This window comes from Bordetella genomosp. 11 (genome assembly GCF_002261215.1).
GTDB lineage: Bacteria > Pseudomonadota > Gammaproteobacteria > Burkholderiales > Burkholderiaceae_B > Bordetella_C.
This window is the reverse complement of the sequence record NZ_NEVS01000001.1, coordinates 908249-928521: the sequence shown is the minus strand read 5'-3', so window position 1 is coordinate 928521 and position 20273 is coordinate 908249. Positions and strand designations below refer to the sequence as shown.

The following is a 20273-nucleotide window of genomic DNA, read 5'->3' as shown; positions in this document are numbered from 1 at the left end:
CCGCGCCGACGCCGCATGCGCATCCCGGACAGCGTGCGCGCGCCGCCCTATCTGCCGCCCATCCCCGGCGTCACCCGCGCGGGCAGATAACGCAGCGCGATCGCCATGGCCGTCAGCGCCGCGATGGCGGCGACCGCCATGCCCGTGCGGTAGCTGCCGACGTAGGCGTCCAGGATCAGGCCATGCAGCATCTGCGCCGTGTGCGGCGCCGCCGTATCCGGCGCGCGCAGGGCCGCCAGCCTGGAGGCTCCCGCCAACAGGGCCGCGCGCGTACCGTCGTCGACAGCCGCCTGCGCCAGGCGATGGAACAGGTAATACGGGAAGGACACCAGCGAAATCATGCCCGCCGCCGCAACGGCGAGCACGCCGGCAATACGGCTGACGGCGTTGTTGATGCCGGAGGCGACACCCGATTCCTCGTCGGCGACGGAACTCAGCACCGCGGTGGTCAGCGGCGCGACGCTGATCGTCATGCCGACCGCCATCAGCAGCAAGGCCGGCAGATAGCCTGTCCAATAGTCGATCGCGCCGCGCCCTTCGACGATCGCGAAGGCCATGCATCCGGCCGTGACCAGGCCCGCGCCGGTACTCAAGGTCGCGCGCAGTCCCCAGCGATCTCCCAGCCTGCTGGCCAGCGGCGACAACAAACCCATCACCAATCCAAAGGGGATCAGCGCGGTCCCCGCCTGCAACCCGCTATAGCCATGCACCTGGATAAGCGTATAAGGCAGCAGGAAAAACACCACGCTTAGCGCGAAATACAGGCCCACGGTGATCCCGTTGGTGGCGCTGAACACCCGCGACCGGAAGATGGACAAGGGCACCAGCGGCGCGCGCGATCCCGCTTCGTGGACCACGAAGGCGGCGAGCGTCAACACGCCGGCCGCGAGCACGGCCAGCAGCGCGCCGCGACCCTGATGCGCCTGCGGCAATTCGCCGGCCGCGTAGATCACCAGCGCCAGCCCCGCCGTGACCAGCAAGCCGCCCAGCCAGTCCGTGGCGCCGCGAATCGCGCCGTAGGTTTCCGGGACGAAGCGCAGCGTCAGGGCGACGGCCAACAGCGCCAGCGGAAGGTTGATCCAGAACACCGCGCGCCAGGACAGCAGGTCGATGAATACACCGCCCAGGACAGGCCCCGACACCGTGGTCAGCGCCGCGGCCGCGGCCCATATGCCCACCGCCCGTCCACGTATGTTCTTCGGATACGCGGCGGCGATAATGGCCAGGCTTTGCGGCACCAGCAGCGCGCCGCCCAGCCCTTGCAGCGCGCGCGCCGCGATCAGCGCGCCAGCCGACGGCGCCAGCGCGCAGGCCAGCGACGCCAGCGCGAACAGCACGATGCCGGTCGTGAAAACCCGCCGGCGCCCATAACGGTCGCCCAGCACACCGCCCATCAGGATCAGCGCGCCCAGAATCAGCGCATAGCCGTTGACCACCCACTGCAGGACTTCAAAGCCCGCATGAAACTCCCCCTGGATCGCCGGCAGGGCGACGTTCACCACGATGCTGTCGATGAAGGCCATCGACGACGCCAGGATGGTCGCCGCCAGCAGGAAAGGCCTGGCGGACGGCGCGCAGGGGGTGGCGGGATCCGAAGTCATCGCTCGTGACGGTAGCATGTCCCGCCATGCGCCGGAACCGCGAGGCCCGTCCTGCTATTCTGGCAATTCGCGGCTTTCCCCGGCGCCGGCCAGGGCCGGATCCAGGCCTTGTATCGCGCCGCCGGCAGCGCCGCTCTCCCGTCGATCGCGCCTCGCGCGCCAGGAGCAAAAAAGACATGGACGTATGCGTTTTCGGCGCGGGCGCCATCGGCGGTTTCATGGCGGCGCGGCTGGCCGCCGACGGGCAGGCGAAAGTATCCGTGATCGCGCGCGGCGCGCATCTGGCGGCCATCCAGACCCATGGCCTGCGCGTGCTCTCCACCGGCGGCGACATTGCCGCGCGCCCCGCGCATGCCGTGGACCGGCCGCAAGACCTGCCGCCGCAGGATATCGTTTTCGTGACGCTGAAAGCCTACGCGCTGCCGGCCGCCGCCTCCGCCATCGCCGTCCTGCTCAAGCCCGGCGGCCACGCGGTCTTCGTCACCAACGGCCTGACGTGGTGGTGGAAGCATGGCCTGCCCGATCCCGGCCCCCTGCCCTTGCTGGATCCGGACGGCGCGCTATGGAACACGCTCACCCCGCAACGCGTGCTGGGCTGCGTCGTGTATGCGCCCACGGAAGTCATCGAGCCGGGCGTGGTGCGCCATACCGGACCGAACCGCTGGCTGCTGGGTGAACCGGATGGCGCGGACAGCGCGCGGCTGCGCGCCACCATCGAACTGATGCGCCACGCCGGCCTCGGCGCGGAGGCGCCGGCGGACCTGCGGCGCGAAGTCTGGTCCAAGCTGATGCGCAACGCCGCCTTGAACCCGCTGTGCGCCCTGACGCGGCTGCCCTCCAATGAACTGGCCAGCGATCCGCAATTGCTCGCCATCGGCGATGGCATCATCGCCGAACTCGTGGCCATCGCCGCCGCTCAGGGCAACCATGTCGAGGACCAGGCCGAAGAAGCGCGCTCGGCGCTGCGTCGCGGCGGCCCGGCCGGCAACAAGCCGGTAGGCGGCATGCGGCCGTCCATGCTGCAGGACGCCCTGGCCGGCCGCCCCACCGAAGTGGAAGCCATCCTGGGCCAGTTGCAGGCATTCGCGCGGGAAGCCGGCGTGCCCTGCCCGCATATCGACGGCGTGCTGCCGCTGATGCGCGGACTGGACCGGTCGCTGCGGCTGTCCCGCGATTGACGCCCGCGTCCGCGCCGCTACGCGATCCCTATCGGCTGCACAACGAAAAATCCACCGAGGCGCGATCGAAGGCGCCCTCGATATGCGCCAGCAGCGCCCGCGCATCCGCCTCGGTCAAGCCGCCATACGCGCAATTCGCCTGGAATTTCCGGATCAGGTCCTCATCGCTGAGCGGGTGTTCCGCGCCGCCCTTGAAGTAGCCCTGGCGGAATTCATGCACAGAGCCGTCGGCCATCTTCACCCGCACATGGCCGGTGAACTGCTTCGGATAGGGATTCTGGGGATCCACCACATACGACACCTTGGAAGCCACGCCCAGGATGGCCGGGTCCTTGACGATCACGTCGTCGTACTCGCGCAGCCCGGCATCGCCGCGCACGATCGCCACCGCGATCGCATACGGCACGCTGAACTTCGCGGCATAGCCATTGGGCGGCCTGCGCTTCTGGTCCAGGGGCTCCCACAGGCGGTGCAGTACGCCCTCCGCCGCTTCGCATTCGATGCTGGCGATGGACGCGGGATCCAGGCCCAGCTTGCCGAACTCGCGCGCGCAGTCGATATAGGGATGGCACATCGTCCCGCAGGCATAGGGCTTGAAGGCGATGGTCGGCCAGATCCAGGTATCGCCGAAGCCCGCCATCATCGCGTCGAAGTCGCCCGCCAGGGTATTCGCGAAGCCATGGAACAGGCCGTGCGAACCTTCGAACACGGTGCGCGGCCCCTTGAAGCCTTCCAAAGCCAGCCGCACCGCGCGATAGCCCGACTGCGCGGCCCAACCGGGATGCATGCGCTTGGTCCACGAGCCATCGGCCAGGTATTCGATGATGCCCGATGCCATGCTGCCCGCGATGCCGAAGGCATCGACCAGTTGCTGCTCCGTCAGCCGCAGCGCCGCGCCGATGCCGGCCACGGCGCCCATCACGCCGAACACCGCCGTCGGATGAAAGCCGGCCTTGTGTACCTTGGTCGGCGCCACCGCGCACAGGCGGCACATGATCTCGGAACCGATGGCCAATCCGCGCAGGAAGTCCTGCCCGGAAAACCCATGGCGTTCCGCCGCCGCGATCAACGCGGGCACGATCACCACGCCCGCATGCACCGGGCCGCCCTCGAAGGTGTCGTCGAAGTCCTCGCCATGGGCGGCGATGCCGTTCACGAAGGCGGCGCCTTCGACGCCCAGCTTGCGGGCATGGCCCAGCACCGTGCATGGGCCATCCGCGTCGATGGACGCGATGGCCGCCGCCACATACGGCTGCTCGCGCGCCGCGATGCAGATGCCGGCGATATCCAGCACCATGCGCCGGCCGGTTTCGCGGGCGCCGGGGGCGTTCTCCGGCCGCGCGGCCAGGATGCCGCGCGCCAGCCGCTGGGATATCGATACGTCGGGGTTCTTGCTTGCTTCGGACATGCTGTTTCCTGTCGAAATCGGTGGATGACGCGCGGCGGCGTCAATCGATGCTGATGTTGCTGTCGTGGGCGACTTGCGTCCACGTGCGTACTTCCTTGGCGATGTAGTCGCCGAACTGGGACGGGGTCATCGGCATCGGCTCGATACCGATCTGCTGCAGCTTCTGCTGGAACTCGGCCGACTTCAGGATGTCGTTGACCGTCGCGTTCAGCTTGTCCGTCACGGCCTGCGGCATGTGGGCGGGGCCGACCACGCCATACCAGGTCAGCGCCTGCATCGTGGGATAGCCCAGCTCCTGGAAGGTCGGCACGTCCGGCAGGACGGCCTGGCGCTTCTCGCCGGTAACGGCCAGCGGCGTCACCCTGCCCGACCGCACCGCGGGCAATCCCGCCGCCACGCCGGGAAACACCGTCTGCACGCGGCCGCCGATGACGTCGGTCAGGGCCTCGCTCATGCTTTTGTACGGCACCGACAGGTCATTGAAGCCGGCCACATGCTTGAACTCTTCCATCGCCAGATGATTCAGCGTGCCGTTGCCCGAGGTGCCGTAGCTCAGCTTGTCCGGATTCTGCTTGGCGTAGGCCACGAAATCCTTCAGCGTCTTCACATCCAGGTGCGGTCCGACCAGCAGCATGTTCGCCGTGCCGCCGATCATGGCGACCGGCGTGAAGCTCTTCACGGCGTCGTAGGGGGTTTTGCGCACGGCGGGATTGGTGCCGTGCGTGCCGACGTAAGCGATCATCAGGGTGTAGCCGTCCGGCGTGGCGCGCGCCGTATCGGACGCCCCGATGATGCCGCCCGCGCCACCCTGGTTCTCGATATAGAACGATTGCCCCAGCCGCTGGGAAAGCTGCTCCGTCAGCAGGCGGCCGACCACGTCCACGCCCCCGCCGGCCCCCTGCGGCGCGATCACCCGGACTTTATGGTTGGGATAATCGGCCTGCGCGTGGGCGGCCTGCGCGGCCATGCCGAACGCCAGCGCCAAACACGCGCGTGCCGCGATGCGCGCGGGGGTAAGTACCATCTTCATGTCGTCTCCTGGAAAATCCTTGTGTCGCCGGGCCGTCGTCCACGGCTAGCCCAGATAGGCGCCGCCGTTCGCGTGCATCGTCTGCCCGGTCAGATAGCGCGCCTTGGGCCCGCACAGGAACGCCACCAGATCGGCCACCTCTTGCGGGGTGCCGCGCCGTCCCAGCAGCGTCGAATGCTTCGCGTGATGCGCCGGCGTCCCTTGCGCGGAATGTCCGCGCGCCGTATCGATCAAACCGGGCACCACGCAGTTCACCGTCACGCCGTCGCCGCTCAGGTCGTGGGCCAGGCCGCGCGTCAGCCCGACCAGCCCCATCTTGGCGGCGATCACATGGGCGCGGCCGGCCGACCCGCCGTGCGCGGACATGCCGCCGATATTGACGATGGCGCCCGCCGGAGAGCGCCGCAGCCAGGGCGCGGCGGCGTGCGCGCACAGATAGGCACCGTCCAGGATCACGCCGGTGACCTCGCGCCATTGCGCCCAGTCCAGCTCGTCGAAGCTGGACTCGCGACGGATCGCCGCGTTGTTCACCAGGATGTCGATGCGTCCGAAGCGCGCCACCGCGGCATCGACCAGGCTTTGCGCGCCTTCCGGATTCGAGATATCGGCCAGATGCATCAGCGCCCTGCCGCCGGCCTGCTCCACCAGCGCGGCCGTTTCACGCGCCTCGTCGGCCGATCGCTGCGCGTTCACCACCACATCGGCGCCCTGCCGCCCCAGTTCCACCGCGATGGCGCGGCCGATATTGCGGGCAGCGCCCGTGACGATGGCCACCCGCCCGGACAAGGGCCGGTTCGTCGATTCACTTGCCGTTGCTTCACTCATCGCTGCTTCACTCATGCGCGGGACTCCTGAATTCCATGACGGGTGCCCCGGATGCCGGGGTCTTGGCCTTGGACACCGGCGTCCCGGCCTGCAAGACCTTGTCGGGCCGCATCCAGAACGACATCACGATGCCCACCGCCAGAATCGCGATCGACACCACGAAGGGCGAGGTATAGCTACCCGTGGCATCGACGATGTAGCCGAAGGTGATGGGCGAGATGACCGCGGCCAGTCCCGCGGCCGTGCTGACGAAACCCGTGGCGACGCCGGCATAGGCGGGCGCCACGTCCATCGGTGTCGCGAACACCGGCCCCGCGCTCAGCTCCAGGAAAAACAGCGCGGCGGCCAGGCACAGCGCCACCACGGTCTCGTCCTGCACGAACAGCACGCCGGACATGAACAGAATGGACCCGCCGAAACCCAGGATGACCACGTTGCGGCGCGCCGCGTTCACCTTGCCGGTGCGGGTGTAGAGCCAGTCCGTCAACATGCCGCCGGCGGTATTGCCGACCACGGCAGCCAGGAACACCGCGCCGGTATAGAACGCCGAGTGCTTCAGGTCGATGTGGAAGTGCGATACGAAGAAGCTGGGCAGCCAGCTCAGGTACATCCACAGCGCCCAGGCGTGCGCGAAGAAGACGATGGTCACGGGCAGGATGCGGCGCAGCAGCGCCAGCCAGGGCACCGGCGCGCGCTTGCCATCCTGCCCGCGCGCGGCGTCGGTATAAGGCGGCAGCGCCGCCAGCTCTTCGCTCGTGATCGCGCGATGGTCCCGGGGATCGTCGCGGAAGTAGCCGTACCACAGCGCCACCCAGACCAGGCTGATGACGCCCATCACCATGAACGAGCCGCGCCACCCCACGAAGGGAATCATGAACACGACCAGAGGCGGCGTCAGCGCCGCGGCCGCCCGCGAGGCCGAGTGCGTGAACCCTTGCGCGAATCCGCGACGTTCGCGCGGCACCCAGTTGCTCATGGCGCGCGTGGCGACCGGTATGGTGCCGCCCTCGCCGGTGCCCACCAGCAGCCGCGCCACGATCAGGCCGCCCAGGCCCGTCGCGAAGCCGGTTGCCAGCGTACCCAGCGCCCACACCACACCCGACAGCGCCAGCATGCGCCGCGGCCCCAGGCGGTCGCCGAGATAGCCGCAGACGATCTGGAAGATCGCATAGCAATAGCCGAAGGCGGCCAGCGCCACACCAAGGCGCGTATTGCTCAACCCGAATTCCTGCTTGATCAGCGGCGCCGCCACCGACAGGTTCACCCGGTCCACATACTCGATGAAATACATGGCGCACAGCAGGATGAACACCCTGCCCGGCGTGCCACGAAACATCCTCGCCTTGATAGCGACCATTTGTCTCGACTCCACGGGGTTGCCGCCAGCGCCTTGGGACGCTGCCGGTATTCGGCGCTGTTGCCGCGCCTTGCCTGCTTCCTGGTTGGATGCCCCCGCGGGCCCAGACGGGCGGTGGTACTTGCCACCGCCTCGAAAGAATTGCATTCTACAGATTGTCGACGATTCTACAATCTGCGGCATACAGTACTTTTGATATCCTTACCGCGCGCTGAAGTTAAGCCGGCGCGCCCACGGATGTGGGAAGAGTCCATCGTCACACCAAGGTCGTACCCCCATGCCGCCCAATGCCGCCTCGCCCTTCGATCTATTGCGTTCCATGACCCTCTCGGGCTTGGTGCAGGAGGAAATCCTGCGCGGCATCAAGTCCGGGGAACTGACCGTCGGTTCGCGCCTGAATGAAAGCGAGCTCTCCCAGCGCCTGGGCGTCAGCCGCAGCCCGCTGCGCGAAGCCTTTCGCGCGCTGGAGGAAGCCGGCCTGGTACGCCTGGAGAAAAACCGCGGCGTGTTCATCCGCGACCTCTCCGACGAAGAAGCCGCCGAGCTCTACGACGTCCGCGCCGGCATGGACGAAATGGTCGGCCGCCGCCTTGCGCCCCGCATCACCGAGGAACAGCTGGCCGAACTGGGCGCCATGCTGACCGAACTGGAAACCACCTCGGCGCGCGACGGCGTCAATCGCTACTTCGAATTGAACCTGGCCTTCCACGACCGGCTGGTGGAAATGACCGGCAATGCGACGCTGCTGGGGCTGTATCGGCAGGTGGTCAACCGAATACACCTGCTGCGCCGGCGCGGCTTCTCCCTGGCGGGAAGTTCATCGGCTTCGCATGCGGAACACCGCGCCATCCTCGACGCCCTGGCCACCCGCGACCCCGACATCGCGGCGCGCGCCATGCGGCAGCATGTGGAAAGCGGCTTCCAGCGCGCCGTCGCCGCGCATCATCTGGAAGAAAGCCCGGCGCCGACGCGGATACCGGCTTAGGCGCCGGCCGCTGCGGAACGCGGGTTGCGGCTGCGCGTCAGCCAACACGCGCCGCGATCGCCGACCAAATCGTCCACCGGTCCTGTTCAACAATTGCAGAGCCGGCCGGAACCCGCTGGCGAATGAAGCCAATCAGTTCCTCGATCTCTGCATCGCTCAACTCGTGCAGGATGGACCGCCCCGTGCGGGCGCGCAGATCGCTGGCCAGCGCTTCGAAATCCCCATACGTCCTGCGCGTTTCCCATAAGGTGCGCGACTCGATCCCGCCAAAGCCGGCCGCCTCCAGCGCCTGCCGTACGCGGCCGTCGCTGGGGCGCCGCCCCGACTCGAAGGCCGCCAGGCGGGGAAAGCACTCGAAGAAGTAGCCGCGTATATGTTGCGCCGAGCCGGGCAACCGCACGTCATCCACGGTGCGATCCTGCACCAGCAGCATGCCGCCCGGCGACAACAGACGCGCCGCTTCGCGGAAGCAATCCGTGTAATCGGCAAGGTGATGGATCAGCGCGCGTTCGAACACCACATCGGCGCTGCCCGCCGGCAGTCCCGTATCGTCGGCAGCGCCCACCTGGAACGACAGACCGGGCCGTCCATCGGACTGCCGCGTGGCCGTGTCCACCATGACCTCGGAGAAATCGACGCCCGTTACGCGCGCGGCACCCAGGTCGGCCCAGGCCAGCGAGTAGATACCGCCGCCGCAGCCCACGTCCACCACCCGCTTGCCGGCCGGCCGCGCCAACGCCTCCATGGCCTTCGCCCAATCCGCATGCGCTTCGCGATGCGCGTAGGTGTCCTTCACCGCTTCAGAATGGAAATCGATGCTCATTACCTGTCTCCGGTTTGCTCGAATTCTGAAGGCGCATTAGCCATATGTAAAATATATTGTTCGTTCCATATGAATATGTTTTTCGTCTTCAAAAATCCATGGAACTCCGACACCTGCGTTACTTCGTCGCCGTCGCCGAAGAACAGCACATGACGCGCGCCGCGCTGCGGCTGGGCATCCAACAGCCGCCGCTCAGCCAGCAGATACGCGATCTGGAAAACGAACTGGGCGTACGGCTTTTCGATCGCACGCCGCGCAGCATCAAGCTGAACGCAGCGGGCCAGGTCTTCCTGAAAGATGCCCGCCGCCTGCTCGCCGATGCGGCGGATGCGGTCGCCCGCGTCAGGCAGGCAGCACGCGGCGAATCCGGCCGCATCGCCGTCGGCTATACCAGTTCCGCGTCGTTGCATCCCCTGGTGCCCCGCCTGATGCGCGCGTTCCACGCCGAGCATCCAGACGTCGAACTGGAATTCCAGGAGAACGCCACGCGGGATCTGCTGGAAGCGGTGGCCGGCGATGCGGTGGATGCCGCGTTCGTACGCTCGTCGTCCGATCGGTATCCGGGGTTGCGTGCGGTCGTGCTGGCGCACGAGCCGATGGTCGTTGCCCTGCCCGCTGGGCATCCACTCGCGAAGCGGCGCAAGGCGATCGCGATGGCGGATCTCGCGGACCAGCCCTGGATCTTCTATCGACGTGCCGATGGTCCGGGCATACAGGACGAATTGATGCCGGCCTGCCGCAAGGCCGGTTTCGCCCCGCGCATCGTCGCTGATGTGTCCAGGTTGTTATCGGCGGTGACCCTGGTGTCCGCCGGGCGCGGTATTACCGTCGTGCCGCGGGCGCTGGATGCGATTCATCAGGGAAGCGTGATTTATCGGGAGCTGGATGCCAAGTCCTCGTTCACCATTCCATTGACCTTGGTGTTCCGCGATCCCGCGTCGGCGTTGGTCCAGCGGTTTGTGGACATGGCGCGCTCGGCTGCCTAGGGTCGAAACTCAATCAGCGGGGTGAGCAAGCACAGTTTTCCTGATTCACTTGTGCGTGGATCACGGGAGGTGGCGTATGGCTTTATTCTGGTTGTCGGATGCGGCGTGGGCGGCGATCGAACCGCATCTGCCTAAGAACCAGCTTGGGGCACGGCGTGTCGATGATCGGCGTGTGATCTCCGGCATCCTGCATGTTCTCAAGGTCGGCTGCCGCTGGTGTGATTGCCCGGCCGACTACGGCAGGCGATCGGTCGCTCGCGCGGTGGCTGGACGACCAAAGTCCACGCGCTCACTGACGTCGTCGGCCGCCCCTATGCCCTGATGCTGACACCCGGCAATGTCAGCGACATGAAGGCTGCTCCCGCCCTTCTCGAGCGGGCCGGACCGATGCGATACCTCCTCGGCGACAAAGGCTATGATGCGGACCGGTTACGCCGCCTGGCCCGCGAGGCCGGCGCCACACCCGTCATACCGGGCCGCCGTAACCGCAAGCGCATCATCCGATATGACGAACAGCGCTACCGGAGCCGCCACCTGATCGAGAACGCCTTCTGCCGCCTCAAGGATTTCCGGCGCATCCACACCCGCTACGACAAGCTCGCCACCAACTTCCTCTCCGCAGTAGCCCTCGCCACGGCTGTAGCCTTCTGGCTCTGATCGAGTCTCAGCCCTAGGGCCCAGACTCAATCTGCATTGTGATTTTGGTAGCCTCTGGCGGTTGCATGAACTCGATAGTCGCGCCATCGGGGCCGACGGCGTAGATCACCTTCGTTCCCGCTCGGGCACCGCCAGAGATCACCTGCGGCTTTCCCTGTGGTCTCCATTCGTAGACTGCAATCCGTGCCAGAACCCTGTCTATGTCGTCCACGATAAGAGCTAGATGAGCAAATCCTGGATCGAATGGCCTGGACGCTCGGTGTTGTAAATCGACACCTCGATACTCCAGTAGTTCAATCATCTGCCCTGCCAGGGATACGATGGCCATGCGGACGGAAGCTCCGTGAGCCCCGGTCACCTCTCCAAGGAATTCGCCACCCATATCGCCGGTCCGAACTAGCTGCCCACCCAATCCTTCAACCCAGAAACGAAGGGCTAAGTCCAGCGAGGCAACGGAGAAGCCGACATGGTCGGCGCGACGCACGGCGAAGTTCGATTCCTCAGGCATGAATTCTCTCCAAAGGTGTGATCAGCATCCTAGCACTCCCGTGACCTATAACCACCGAATCACGAAATCCACTACGCATCAATCAGTTGATTGAGTTTTGACCATAAGCTCGCGGAGACTTCCAGCCTCGCGCGCGGGATACCGTACCTTAGGTCCGGACGTCCATCGTGAGAATGATCTTCCCTACATTCAACGATGACTCCATCCGACGATGGGCTTGCGCGGCGTTCTCCAGCGTAAACGTGCTGTCGACGACGGGTTCCAGACTTGAGCCACCGGTGAAGCGTTCCAGCCAATGCTCGCGAAAACGCCGTACCATTGCATGTTTCTCGGCCTGCGCGCGGGACTTCATCACCGTACCTATGATCTGCAGGTGACGGTACAGGATCTGTTCAAGGCCGATGTTGACTTCGCCGCCTCCACCCAGAATGCCCACCTGCACCAGCCGGCCTCCGTTTGCGAGCGACGCCACATTCCGGGAGAAATACGGGGCACCAACGAAATCGATGACGACATCCACACCACGCTTGTTTGTCTTGTCGGCGACGACCTCGGCGAAATCCTGGGTTGTGTAGTCAATCGCATAATCCACGCCAAACTGGGCAACGCGTTCCAGCTTCCCGGCCTCGGCGGTCGCAAAAATCGTCGCGCCCGTGGCATAAGCCAGTTGAACTGCAGCCGAACCCACGCCTCCCGCTGCGGCGTGGATAAGCACCGAGTCGCCGCGCTGGAGACGTCCCAGATGCACAAGCGCCTCGTGCGCGGTCACGAAAACCTCGGGTATCGCGGCAGCATGGACATAGTCGAGTGCATCCGGAATCGGCATTGCCATTCTCCAATCGATGCGCGCGAGCTCTGCGTACGCGCCGCCGCCAACGACACCCATCACGCGATCGCCGACCTTATAACCCTGCACGGCACTTCCAGTACCTATCACTTCACCGGCGATCTCCAGTCCCATGATCGTAGAGTCACCGAAGTCCGGCCGGCCATAGCCGCCTCGCCGGTGCGTAAGATCCGCTCGATTCACGCCAGCCGCATGTACGCGCACCAGCAGATCGTCAGGCCGGACTTCCGGCGCGGGAGCGTCGCCAAGCTGAAGAACATCGGCTTCCCCAAACTCCTTGAATATGATGGCTTTCATTTCAATCCTCTTTGTTTGCTGATGCATTGCCTGTGTCGCTTTCAACCTGCGGCAGGACACCGAGCGTCACCTCGGCGGCTGCCGATGCCGAAATGGCGGCAGGAAACCCCGCATAGAAGGCGAGGTGCGTAATCGCGGCGGAAAGTTCTTCGCGGGTAACACCATTGGACAGGGCTCGATGGAGATGCGACGGCAGTTCATCGGAATGACCGCCCGTCACCAATGCGGCGATGGTGACAAGACTGCGATCACGTGGCGACAGCGATGGGTCGCTCCAGACGCGCGGGTACAGTATGTCGTCGACAAATGCCGAGAGTTTCGGGGTAAAGGCACGCGCCGCTTCGCGCGGGCTGCTGAAATCTGCGTGGGACATGGCGATGTTCCTTTCAAGCCTGACTGATGAACTTCTGCGTAAGGTAGTATTCGATGCCATCGGAACCGCCTTCCGACCCATGGCCGCTTTCTTTCATGCCGCCGAACGGCAATTCGGTCGCGACGATGCGGTATTGGTTGATGCCGATCATGCCGGCTTCGAGACCATCCGCCACGTCGATCGCAGTACGCGCATTATTGGTGAACGCATACGCGGACAGGCCGTATGGCAAGCGGTTGGCTTCCGCCAGTCCATCCGCAAGATCGTCGAAGCGCATCAGCACCGCGATCGGGCCGAAAGGCTCTTCGTTCATCACCCGGGCGTCCATCGGCACGTCCGTGAGCACGGTGGGTTCGAAGAAATAGCCGTCGCCCTCCATTCGCCTGCCGCCGGCACACACCTGCGCGCCGCGCGCCACGGCGTCGGCGATAAGATCTTCCATTTTGGCTAGCTGGCGCGGATTCGCCAGAGGGCCGACTTGCGTTTCCGGATCCAAACCGTCACCGACCTTGAGCGCCTTGGCAGCCCGCACGAAGTGTCCGACGAATTCGTCGTAGACATCGCGCTGGATCAAAAAACGCGTCGATGAGATGCAGATCTGGCCTGTACCGCGAAAGCGGTTCGCCACGCCTTCGACGGCGGCCTTTTCGACATCCGCGTCGTTGAAGACGAGAACAGGTCCATGACCACCGAGCTCCAGCGTAATCGGCTTGACGCCCTCCGCTGCGCGTGCGGACAGCAGCCGGCCGATCGGCACCGAGCCGGTGAAGGTCACCTTACGAACCACAGGCGAAGCGATCAGGTGCTTCGATACCTGGTCCGGAACACCAAAAACCACTTGCACCACACCCTTGGGGAGCCCGGCGTCATCGAGTGCGCGCGCCAGTGCGAGGGCTGTCGCGGGGCTTTCCTCGCCGGGTTTGATGATGACGCTGCACCCTGCAGCCAGTGCGGCGGAAAGCTTGCGTGCCGGCGTGATAGCCGGGAAGTTCCAGGGCGTGAATGCGGCGACGGGTCCGATCGCCTGCTTCTTTACCAGCTGCTGCACGCCCCGCCGATTGGACGGAACCACACGGCCATCGATACGACGCGCTTCTTCAGCGAACCACTCGAAGTAGTCGGCGGCCCGCAGCACTTCATCGCGGCTTTCCGCCAGTGGTTTGCCCTCTTCGAGCGTCATCTGGGTAGCGATGTGCTCGGCTCGTTCGCGCATCAGATCCGCGCTTCGTTTGAGGATACGGGCGCGTTCGGCCGGGACGGTGTTTCGCCAGACGTGAAACGCGCGCTGCGCAACCTGCAATGCACGGTCCAGATCGGCGCTTGACGCAAGTGGCACTTGGCCCAGCTCTCGACGCGTGGCCGGGTTGATCACGGCAGCCGTATCGCGATTCTCCGCGCCTATCCATTCGCCGTCGATAAAAAGATGAAGGGTGTCGTAAGAGCTGCTCATGGCAATAATTTCCGGGGTCGATTATTGGTTGCAATAGGAGGCGGATTCGATTTATCACCGTTGCGCCGCAAGCCGTGGTGGCGCGAGGCGCTCGGCCTGGGATTCGCGCAAAACCGGTGACTGACTACGGAATCAAGTCTAGGGGCGAACCGGGCGGTGATTTAGTGGGGGCAGGAAGAATGAATGTTGTCCCTGGAGGGAAAATCCCGCCGCCTCGATGGACAGAGGTGATGAATCGATCGTCCGCCATGGACGCGCGACGCATAGCGCCGCGAACCGGGTGGGTGCCCTATGATGAGAAACCGGCCTGACGCGGCAGGTCGACGAATGATAGAAAACAAGGATGCGCGATGGATAAGGTTCACAACATGTCGGTTTTCGCAAAGGTGGTCGAAATGGGCAGCTTCACGGCTGTCGCCAATCACCTCGATACAACGGTCGGCAATATTTCGCGGGCTGTATCGGTACTCGAGGAGAGTCTGAACGCACGATTGCTTCAGCGCTCCACACGGCGGCTGGCCGTAACCGATGCGGGTCGACGTTTCTACGAACGTAGCGTCGCCATCCTGGCGGATATCGATCTCGCGGAGGCCGAGGCGCGCGATGCGCTGCTGGCGCCGCGAGGGATGTTGCGCGTACACGCGGTCCCCGGCCTGGGCCGGCAGCTCGTTTCACGTGCCGTGCTGGCCTACCGGGGCGCTTACCCCGATGTATCGGTCGATCTTCTACTGTCGCAAAGAATGCCCAACTTGCTCGAAGAGCAACTTGATGTGGCGGTGGTGATCGCGCGCACGTTGCCAGACTCCGCGTACGTCAGCCAGAAGATAGGCGTGAGTCATTGCATTCTCGCGGCATCGCCCGGATATCTCGCGCAACATCCCGCGCCGGAACGGCCCGAGGATCTCGCCGATCACACATGTGTGCTTCTCAGTACGGTCGATTACGTGCCGGACGAGTGGCATCTGGAAAGCGGGGACAGCAGCGCGGTATATCGCCCGGTCGGGCCGCATTTCAGCGTAAACGACATGGATGCCATGTCCACGGCGCTGCGAGACGGCGCGGGAATTGGGCTGATCGCCGGCTTCTCGGCGATCGATGACCTGCGCAACGGCTCGCTGGTTCGCGTCCTGCCCGGATATCACACTTATCAACGCAACGTCTACGCGGTTTATTCGTCGCGTCAATTCGTCGACGCGAAGATCAAGCGTTTTATCGATGTGCTGAAAACGCATGTGGGTGACCCGCTGAACGCCTACGCGAACGAACTTGCCATCAAGGTCGGCGAACTCGTATGAACGCGGGACACCGGATAACGCGAGAAGCACTCCGCCCCCTTTTCTCCCTAAGCCATTGATCTGTACATAAATTCCCCGGGGCTCGACACTACCGGCAAAGTGTTGACAGTACCGCTTCGCTTCGTCGATGATGCGGACATGGAGACGATCGAACACGACGGCGCGGCCGGCGCTATGCCGCGTGGCGAAACGGTTTTTCGCCAATTGCTGCAAGAGATCTACACCGGCCGCTTTCCCCAGGGCGCGGTCGTAAACGAGCTCGAACTCGCCAAACGCCTGAACGTCAGCCGGGGCCCCGTCCGCGAAGCCGTCCAGCGCCTGCAAGGCATCGGCGTGATCACGCGCACCCCTTTCATGAAGGCGCGCGTCATTAAGCTAAGTGTCAACACTATGATCGAGCTGTTCGAAGTCCGTGCCGCGCTGGAGGGCATGGCCTGCAAGCTCGCCACCGAACGGATGTCCGACGAGGACCTGGACGAACTCGAACACGCGCTGCACGGCGACTTCCTGAAGGATCAGGACGCGCCGTCGTCCCTGCCCCGCTTCGACTTTCACGCCCGGGTCGCCCAGGGCAGCGGTAACAGCCGCCTGATCGACGCGCTGAGACAGGACAACTACAGCTTGCTGCGGCTATACCGAACCAATGCTGCCGCCATCCAGCAGCGCAAGACCGCCGCCTTCGAGGAACACGCGCAAATCGTCATGGCCATGAGAACGCGCAATGGCGCGCTGGCCGAATCCCTGATGCGCTCCCACATCCAACGTGCTTCGCAGCACATGCAGCAGCAGCTTGAAGAGGATTGAGCAAATGCCCGAGCAGCAACCCACCCTGAAGGAATTGATCAACGCGCCGGAGATCCTGATCACGCCCGGCGTCTACGACGGATTCAGCGCCCGGCTCGTCGAGAAAATGGGTTTCAAGACGGCGGGCATTTCCGGGGCCGGCATTTCGGAATCCCGGCTGGGCCTGCCCGATCGCGGCATTGTGGGGCTGACAGACAACGTCGATACCTGCACCCGCCTGACCTCTTGCACCAAGCTGCTGCTGCAAGCGGATGCGGACACCGGCTACGGCAATGAGGTCAACGCCTACTACACCGCGCGCGCCTTCGAGAAGGCCGGCGCGGCGGCCATCATGATCGAGGACCAGGTGTTTCCCAAGCGGTGCGGCCACATGGCCGGCAAGCAGGTTATCCCGGCCGAGGACATGGTCAAGAAAGTGCGGGCCGTTGTCGCCGCCCGCCAGAATCCGGATTTCGTCATCAAGGCGCGCACGGATGCGGCCACCCCGCTGGGCGTGGAGGAAGCGATCCGCCGCCTGAATATGTATGCGGAAGCCGGCGCCGACTGTCTGTTCGCGGACGCGTTGCGCAGCGAGAAGGATATCGAGCGCGTGGTGCGCAATGTGCCCAAGCCGCTGTCGGTGAATATGGGATTGGGCATCCGCGCGCGTTCGACGACGCCGTCGATTTCGCCGGCGCGCCTGCAGGATCTGGGTGTCGCGCAGGTGACCTATCCGCGCCTGCTCAGCGCCGCCGCGATTCGCGGCATGTTGAACGCCATGGCGGTGTTCAAGGAAGACCTGCTGGAGAAAGGCATCGTGTCCGACCGCGCCGATCTGCTGGTCAGTTTCGAGGATATTTGCGAGCTGGTGGGCCTGGACGAGCTGGATCGCCTGGAAGCAAGCTTCCAGTGAGGGCCGCGTGAAGCAGTGAGGCGCAGGGAACCCCCACCACACATAACCCAGCGCACTTATCCAACGCACTTATCCAACGCACTTATCCTGCCCACTTACCCACCCCAGTTAGCTGGACCACTTAGCCAGACCATTCAGCCAAGCGCATCCAGCAAAGCACACTTAGCCAGGCGTATCTGCTCGGTCGCACAAGAGCACATAAGAAACACGGAGACGGCATGACGGCATCATCCCTGCAACTGGACGGACAACCGGTCCGCTACACCGATATCGCGGCGATCGCCGCGGAATCCGGCCGCGATATCCGCGGCTTTCCCTACGTTATCCGGGTGCTGCTGGAGAACCTGGCGCGCCACCGAAGCTGGGGCGCGGACGTATCGGACGACGAGCTGAACGCACTGCTGGACTGGCGCAACCATGTGGACGCGGGCCTGCCTTTGCGGGTCGCGCGGGTGTTCCTGCCGGATTCCAGCGGCCTGCCGGTGTTGCAGGACCTGGCCGCGCTGCGCGATGCGGTGGCGCGGCACGGCGGCGACGTCGATGCCGTGGATGCGCGTGTGCCCGTGGACCTGATCGTGGATCATTCGCTGCAAGTCACCCATTGGGGCGATTCGCAGTCCATCGTGCGCAATATGCAGTACGAGTTCAAGCAGAATGCGGAACGCTATCGCTTCCTGAAGTGGGCGCAGCAGGCCTTTAATGGCCTGCGCGTGTTTCCGCCGGGCACCGGGATCATTCATCAGGTGAACCTGGAGTTCGTTTCCCCGGTGGTGCAACAGGAAACGCGGCCCGATGGCGAGTGGGCCTATCCCGATTTCGTGATCGGCGGCGATTCCCATACGCCCATGATCAACGGCATCGGGGTGCTGGGCTGGGGCGTGGGCGGCATCGACGCCGAGGCCGCGCTGCTGGGCCATGCCTATACCTTTCCGGTGCCCGAAGTCGTCGGCGTGCGGCTGGTGGGCCACATTCCGCCGCCGGCGCTGACCACCGACGCCGCCCTGCTGATCACGCAGAAGCTGCGTGAATTCAAGGTGGCCGGCAGTATGGTGGAGTTCTTCGGCCCGGGCGTGCGCGAGCTGGCCGTGCCGGAACGCGCCACCATCGCGAATATGGCGCCGGAGTACGGCGCGACCTGTGGTTTCTTCCCCGTCGATGCGGTCACCATCGAATACCTTCATGCCTCCGGCCGCGATCCCGCCGTGATCGAACGCGCGGAACAATATTGCCGTGCCAATGCCCTCTGGCGCGAAGACGCCGACGAAACGCCGCCGCAGTTCAGCCGCGTGCTGGAAATCGATCTGTCCGAAACGGTACCGTCCATGGCTGGCCCGCGGCGCCCGCAGGACCGCCTGCCCCTGCCGGCGATCCCGGCCGATTTCCGCGACCGCCTGCACAAGCCGGCGCTGGAAGGCGGTTTCGCGGTGCCGAAGGACGCCGACGTAGCCCAGCGCGCCACATTGGCCGACGGCGACCAGCCGCTGCGCCTGCCGCATGGCGCCATCGTGCTGGCCGCCATCACGTCCTGTACCAATACCTCCAACCCCACGGTGATGATGGCCGCAGGGCTGCTGGCGAAGAAGGCGGTAGAGCGCGGCCTGCGCGTGCCGGAATGGGTCAAGACGTCGCTGGCACCGGGGTCGCGCACGGTCACGCGTTATCTGCAGGCGGCGGGGCTGATGGATGCCCTGGAGACGCTGGGATTTTTCGTGATCGGCTACGGCTGCACGACCTGCGGCGGCAAGTCGGGCGCCCTGTCCGACCCGGTCGTCCAGGCCATCGAGCGCGATCGCTTCGTATCGGTATCGGTGCTGTCGGGCAACCGCAACTTCGAGGGCCGCATCCATAAGCTGATCCGCGCCAACTACATCGGCGCGCCGCCCATGGTGGTGCTGTATGCGCTTGCGGGCCGCATCGACATCGACCTGGACAAGGAGCCGATCGGCCAGGACCGCGATGGACAACCGGTGTACATGCGCGACGTCTGGCCCACGCCCGCGGAGATCCAGGCCGTGTTGCCGCTGGCCAGTACGCGCGAGTTGTTCGAAGCCGTCTACGATCCCGCCAACCTGGATATCGAGGCCTGGCGCGAGATGCAGGCACCATCGGGACCGCGCTTCCCGTGGGACCCGCAATCGCTTTATCTGGTCGATCCGCCGTTCTTCAAGGACGAACCGGATGGCGACAGCCTGGGACGCCTGGCGCGGGCGCTGGAGTCCGCCAGCGTGCTGGCCGCCTTCGGCGATTCGCTGACCACCGACCATATCTCGCCGGGCGGCGAAATCCCGCTGGAAACACCCCCCGGACAATACCTGGCCGATGCCGGCGTGCCGCAGCGCGAGTTCAACAGCTATATCGCGCGCCGCTGCAACTTCCATGTGATGACGCGCGCCACGTTCGGCAACATCCGCATCCGCAATGCACTGCTGGACGGCGAGGAAGGCGGCAATACGCTGCACTTCCCCGACCGCGCGCGCATGACGATCTTCGATGCCGCCAATGCGTACCGCAAAGAGGGCCGCGCCACGATCGTCATCGCCGGCAAGGAGTACGGCACGGGCAGCAGCCGCGACTGGGCGGCCAAGGGCACGGCGCTGCTGGGCGTCAGGGCCGTGATCGCCGAATCGTTCGAACGCATCCATCGCGCCAACCTGATCGGCATGGGCGTGCTGCCGCTGGCCTTCCTGCCCGGCGAAGGCTGGCGCCAGCTGGGATTGCGCGGCGACGAAACCTTTAGCTTCGAGAACGTCGAGGCGGGTATCCGCGAGGGTGGACCGATCCGTGTGATCGCCCGCCAGGGCAGCCGCGAAGTGCGTTTCGACACGATCCCGCAGGTGCTGACCGCCGCCGAACGGCGCCTGATGGCCGACGGCGGAATCCCGATGAGCGTATTGCGGGCGCTATTGCCTGACGCCGCCACGGCGGGAAGATGAAGCGACCGGCACCGTATCCGGCAT

17 protein-coding genes and 1 pseudogene are annotated in these 20273 nt (G+C 65.1%); 8 read left to right on the top strand and 10 right to left on the bottom strand.

Translation table 11 applies throughout. From position 1 onward, the window contains the following. Window positions 1-47: 47 nt before the first annotated feature. A complete protein-coding gene (locus CAL28_RS04175) occupies window positions 48-1601 on the bottom strand; it encodes a DHA2 family efflux MFS transporter permease subunit (RefSeq protein WP_176463865.1) in 1554 nt (517 codons plus the stop codon). A gap of 176 nt (window positions 1602-1777) precedes the next feature. On the opposite strand from CAL28_RS04175, the gene CAL28_RS04170 reads away from it, so the two are divergent. Continuing rightward, on the top strand, window positions 1778-2779 hold the full coding sequence (locus tag CAL28_RS04170) for a ketopantoate reductase family protein (RefSeq protein WP_176463864.1): 1002 nt from the start codon (window positions 1778-1780) through the stop codon (window positions 2777-2779). A 28-nt stretch (window positions 2780-2807) separates the two neighbouring features. On the opposite strand, the gene CAL28_RS04165 is transcribed toward CAL28_RS04170, so the two are convergent. The 4 genes from CAL28_RS04165 to CAL28_RS04150 are packed head-to-tail and all read right to left on the bottom strand — an operon-like array spanning window position 2808 to window position 7399. Continuing rightward, the gene (locus CAL28_RS04165; protein WP_094840116.1) at window positions 2808-4187 is read right to left on the bottom strand and encodes an MmgE/PrpD family protein; all 1380 of its coding nucleotides are present in this window, start codon (window positions 4185-4187) and stop codon (window positions 2808-2810) included. 40 nt (window positions 4188-4227) lie between these two features. Further along, window positions 4228-5217, bottom strand: a complete 990-nt coding sequence (locus CAL28_RS04160; protein WP_094840115.1) for a Bug family tripartite tricarboxylate transporter substrate binding protein — start codon at window positions 5215-5217, stop codon at window positions 4228-4230. 45 nt (window positions 5218-5262) lie between these two features. Then, a complete protein-coding gene (locus CAL28_RS04155) occupies window positions 5263-6057 on the bottom strand; it encodes an SDR family NAD(P)-dependent oxidoreductase (RefSeq protein WP_254925977.1) in 795 nt (264 codons plus the stop codon). Continuing rightward, window positions 6050-7399: an MFS transporter gene (locus tag CAL28_RS04150; RefSeq protein WP_094840113.1), complete on the bottom strand. Its 1350-nt coding sequence runs from the start codon at window positions 7397-7399 to the stop codon at window positions 6050-6052. The genes CAL28_RS04155 and CAL28_RS04150 overlap by 8 nt, the downstream gene beginning before the upstream one ends. 277 nt (window positions 7400-7676) lie before the next feature. Here CAL28_RS04150 and CAL28_RS04145 point away from each other — a divergent pair, with 277 nt between their 5' ends. Then, window positions 7677-8384, top strand: coding sequence for a GntR family transcriptional regulator (locus CAL28_RS04145; RefSeq protein ID WP_094840112.1), 708 nt, complete (start codon window positions 7677-7679; stop codon window positions 8382-8384). Between the two features lie 37 nt (window positions 8385-8421). On the opposite strand, the gene CAL28_RS04140 is transcribed toward CAL28_RS04145, so the two are convergent. Further along, a complete protein-coding gene (locus CAL28_RS04140) occupies window positions 8422-9207 on the bottom strand; it encodes a class I SAM-dependent methyltransferase (protein ID WP_094840111.1) in 786 nt (261 codons plus the stop codon). Between the two features lie 98 nt (window positions 9208-9305). Here CAL28_RS04140 and CAL28_RS04135 point away from each other — a divergent pair, with 98 nt between their 5' ends. Beyond that, on the top strand, window positions 9306-10193 hold the full coding sequence (locus CAL28_RS04135) for a LysR family transcriptional regulator (RefSeq protein WP_094840110.1): 888 nt from the start codon (window positions 9306-9308) through the stop codon (window positions 10191-10193). A gap of 76 nt (window positions 10194-10269) precedes the next feature. Continuing rightward, a pseudogene (locus CAL28_RS04130) lies at window positions 10270-10850 on the top strand (IS5 family transposase). Between the two features lie 13 nt (window positions 10851-10863). Here the strand turns inward: CAL28_RS04130 and CAL28_RS04125 are convergent. From CAL28_RS04125 to CAL28_RS04110, 4 genes are all read right to left on the bottom strand, one after another. Then, window positions 10864-11358 carry a VOC family protein gene (locus CAL28_RS04125; protein WP_094840109.1) on the bottom strand — a complete coding sequence of 165 codons (495 nt, stop codon included), beginning with the start codon at window positions 11356-11358 and terminating at the stop codon, window positions 10864-10866. A 148-nt stretch (window positions 11359-11506) separates the two neighbouring features. After that, the gene (locus CAL28_RS04120) at window positions 11507-12502 is read right to left on the bottom strand and encodes an NAD(P)H-quinone oxidoreductase (protein WP_094840108.1); all 996 of its coding nucleotides are present in this window, start codon (window positions 12500-12502) and stop codon (window positions 11507-11509) included. A 1-nt stretch (window position 12503) separates the two neighbouring features. Continuing rightward, a complete protein-coding gene (locus tag CAL28_RS04115; RefSeq protein ID WP_094840107.1) occupies window positions 12504-12875 on the bottom strand; it encodes a carboxymuconolactone decarboxylase family protein in 372 nt (123 codons plus the stop codon). A 13-nt stretch (window positions 12876-12888) separates the two neighbouring features. After that, the gene (locus CAL28_RS04110) at window positions 12889-14325 is read right to left on the bottom strand and encodes an NAD-dependent succinate-semialdehyde dehydrogenase (protein ID WP_094840106.1); all 1437 of its coding nucleotides are present in this window, start codon (window positions 14323-14325) and stop codon (window positions 12889-12891) included. A 350-nt stretch (window positions 14326-14675) separates the two neighbouring features. On the opposite strand from CAL28_RS04110, the gene CAL28_RS04105 reads away from it, so the two are divergent. From CAL28_RS04105 to acnA, 4 genes are all read left to right on the top strand, one after another. Continuing rightward, complete coding sequence (locus CAL28_RS04105) at window positions 14676-15620, top strand: LysR family transcriptional regulator (protein WP_094840105.1); 945 nt, start codon at window positions 14676-14678, stop codon at window positions 15618-15620. Window positions 15621-15758: 138 nt separating this feature from the next. Further along, the gene (locus tag CAL28_RS04100; RefSeq protein ID WP_094840620.1) at window positions 15759-16424 is read left to right on the top strand and encodes a GntR family transcriptional regulator; all 666 of its coding nucleotides are present in this window, start codon (window positions 15759-15761) and stop codon (window positions 16422-16424) included. Between the two features lie 4 nt (window positions 16425-16428). Then, a complete protein-coding gene (locus CAL28_RS04095) occupies window positions 16429-17316 on the top strand; it encodes an isocitrate lyase/PEP mutase family protein (protein ID WP_094840104.1) in 888 nt (295 codons plus the stop codon). Window positions 17317-17534: 218 nt separating this feature from the next. Beyond that, a complete protein-coding gene (gene acnA / locus CAL28_RS04090) occupies window positions 17535-20249 on the top strand; it encodes an aconitate hydratase AcnA (RefSeq protein ID WP_094840103.1) in 2715 nt (904 codons plus the stop codon). Window positions 20250-20273: the final 24 nt, after the last annotated feature.

Bases quoted from the DNA above. Each gene is read 5' to 3' on its own strand.
- CAL28_RS04175 (WP_176463865.1), bottom strand. From the start codon at position 1,601: ATGACTTCGGATCCCGCCACCCCCTGCGCGCCGTCCGCCAGGCCTTTC.
- CAL28_RS04125 (WP_094840109.1), bottom strand. From the start codon at position 11,358: ATGCCTGAGGAATCGAACTTCGCCGTGCGTCGCGCCGACCATGTCGGC.
- CAL28_RS04150 (WP_094840113.1), bottom strand. From the start codon at position 7,399: ATGGTCGCTATCAAGGCGAGGATGTTTCGTGGCACGCCGGGCAGGGTG.
- CAL28_RS04110 (WP_094840106.1), bottom strand. From the start codon at position 14,325: ATGAGCAGCTCTTACGACACCCTTCATCTTTTTATCGACGGCGAATGG.
- CAL28_RS04115 (WP_094840107.1), bottom strand. From the start codon at position 12,875: ATGTCCCACGCAGATTTCAGCAGCCCGCGCGAAGCGGCGCGTGCCTTT.
- CAL28_RS04120 (WP_094840108.1), bottom strand. From the start codon at position 12,502: ATGAAAGCCATCATATTCAAGGAGTTTGGGGAAGCCGATGTTCTTCAG.
- CAL28_RS04140 (WP_094840111.1), bottom strand. From the start codon at position 9,207: ATGAGCATCGATTTCCATTCTGAAGCGGTGAAGGACACCTACGCGCAT.
- CAL28_RS04095 (WP_094840104.1), top strand. From the start codon at position 16,429: ATGCCCGAGCAGCAACCCACCCTGAAGGAATTGATCAACGCGCCGGAG.
- CAL28_RS04155 (WP_254925977.1), bottom strand. From the start codon at position 6,057: ATGAGTGAAGCAGCGATGAGTGAAGCAACGGCAAGTGAATCGACGAAC.
- CAL28_RS04105 (WP_094840105.1), top strand. From the start codon at position 14,676: ATGGATAAGGTTCACAACATGTCGGTTTTCGCAAAGGTGGTCGAAATG.
- CAL28_RS04135 (WP_094840110.1), top strand. From the start codon at position 9,306: ATGGAACTCCGACACCTGCGTTACTTCGTCGCCGTCGCCGAAGAACAG.
- acnA (WP_094840103.1), top strand. From the start codon at position 17,535: ATGACGGCATCATCCCTGCAACTGGACGGACAACCGGTCCGCTACACC.
- CAL28_RS04170 (WP_176463864.1), top strand. From the start codon at position 1,778: ATGGACGTATGCGTTTTCGGCGCGGGCGCCATCGGCGGTTTCATGGCG.
- CAL28_RS04165 (WP_094840116.1), bottom strand. From the start codon at position 4,187: ATGTCCGAAGCAAGCAAGAACCCCGACGTATCGATATCCCAGCGGCTG.
- CAL28_RS04160 (WP_094840115.1), bottom strand. From the start codon at position 5,217: ATGAAGATGGTACTTACCCCCGCGCGCATCGCGGCACGCGCGTGTTTG.
- CAL28_RS04100 (WP_094840620.1), top strand. From the start codon at position 15,759: ATGGAGACGATCGAACACGACGGCGCGGCCGGCGCTATGCCGCGTGGC.
- CAL28_RS04145 (WP_094840112.1), top strand. From the start codon at position 7,677: ATGCCGCCCAATGCCGCCTCGCCCTTCGATCTATTGCGTTCCATGACC.